General features: G+C 37.2%; 1 protein-coding gene and 1 pseudogene. Both read right to left on the minus strand.

Annotated features, from left to right (window positions below):
* Window positions 1-258, minus strand: a pseudogene (locus CRG87_RS07805) (branched chain amino acid aminotransferase); the annotation flags it as partial.
* 239 nt (window positions 259-497) lie between these two features.
* Window positions 498-1,583: AAA family ATPase (locus CRG87_RS07810; protein WP_133125511.1), on the minus strand; the 1,086-nt coding region annotated here is incomplete at its 5' end.

The raw sequence follows: 1,583 nt of genomic DNA on the forward strand, positions 1-1,583 counted from the left end.
CGCAAATCGATGCGCATTTTCATCGGGACGAAACAAGTTAATCTTACCGTCTTCTCTACGATAAGCCTTCAGTCCTTCAAAAATTTCTTGACCGTAGTGCAAAATTTCTGCACCCTCGGAAAGAACAAGAGTAGAATCTTCAATCAATTTTCCCTCTTGCCACTCGCCGTCTTTATATTTAGCCTCATAACGATATGGTAAATCGCGATAAACAAAGCCTAAATTTTTCCAGTCAAGGTCTTCTACTTTTTGTTTCATAGCAATGCTCCTACTTTTTCCTTAAAAACTTCAGTTAAAAATCTCTTTTCAACTTTTAATTATTATTTAATTGTTAACTAATGTAAACCATAATTTTACTACTGTCAACAGCTTTCCAAAGATTAATTCTAAGAGTCTCTCCGTCAAAAATGTCACACGTGAAACACCACCTTACTTACTCGTAAAAAAATTTATAAAGCAAAGAAGCCATTCCTTTCGGAATGACTTTTAAGCAACAATTATTCTTTTGCTTCTTCAGCTTCAGTTTGCTCATCATTTGAATCAGCTTTTGGCTCAATATCTAAAATTACTTCACCATTGAGATAAACGTGCTTATCATCAGCAGTAAATTTAACTTCTTTGGTATCAGGTTCTTTTAACAATAATTTAGCAATTGGCGTCTCCATGTCCTGTTCAACTACTCGACGAAGAGGACGTGCACCAAATTTCTTGTCATAGCCTTTTTCAGCAAAGTAAGCTTTAGCATCATCAGAAACTTCAACTTTGACATCCTTCTTTGCCAAAACATGTGACATCTTCTTTAGGTAAATGTCGATGATCTTAGTCATGTCAGCTTCAGTCAATGAGTTAAATGGCACAATTGCGTCTAATCTGTTCAAAAACTCTGGTCTGAAGTATGCTTCTAAGGCCTTAATCATCTTATCGTGATCCACTTTACCATCTTTTAACAAGTTGTCAGAGTAACCAGCGTTTGAGGTCATGATGAGAATTGTGTCCTTGAAGGAAACAGTTCTGCCTTGAGCATCTGTTAAACGTCCATCATCCATAATCTGCAATAATGCGTTGAAGACTTGGGGGTTAGCTTTCTCTATTTCATCGAACAGAATTAAGCTGTATGGTTGGTGGCGAACTTTTTCAGTTAATTGGCCGCCTTCACCATAACCAACGTAGCCAGGTGCAGAACCAATTAACTTGTTAACTGCCATTTGATCTTGATATTCTGACATATCAAGCCGAATTAGGTGATCTTCGCCACCAAATAATTGAATAGCAAGTTGCTTAGCCAATTCTGTCTTGCCCACTCCAGTTGGTCCAGTTAATAAGAATGAACCAGTAGGACGATTGTTATCTTTGAAGACTTGCTTACGAGCAATTGCATCAGTAATAACATCAACAGCGTTGTCCTGATCAATAACAGCTTTCTTCAATTTTTCAGCCAAGTTGAGATTCTTTTGACTTTCGTTAGCATGTAATTCGCTCATTGGAATCTTGGTCTTAGCTTCAATTAAAGCGTAGATATCTTGATCAGTTACCTTTGGTGTTGCAGTTTCATCAATATGCTCGGCCTGTTCTTGAAGTTTTTC

Source organism: Lactobacillus apis, assembly GCF_002837055.1.
Classification (GTDB): Bacteria; Bacillota; Bacilli; order Lactobacillales; family Lactobacillaceae; genus Lactobacillus; species Lactobacillus apis.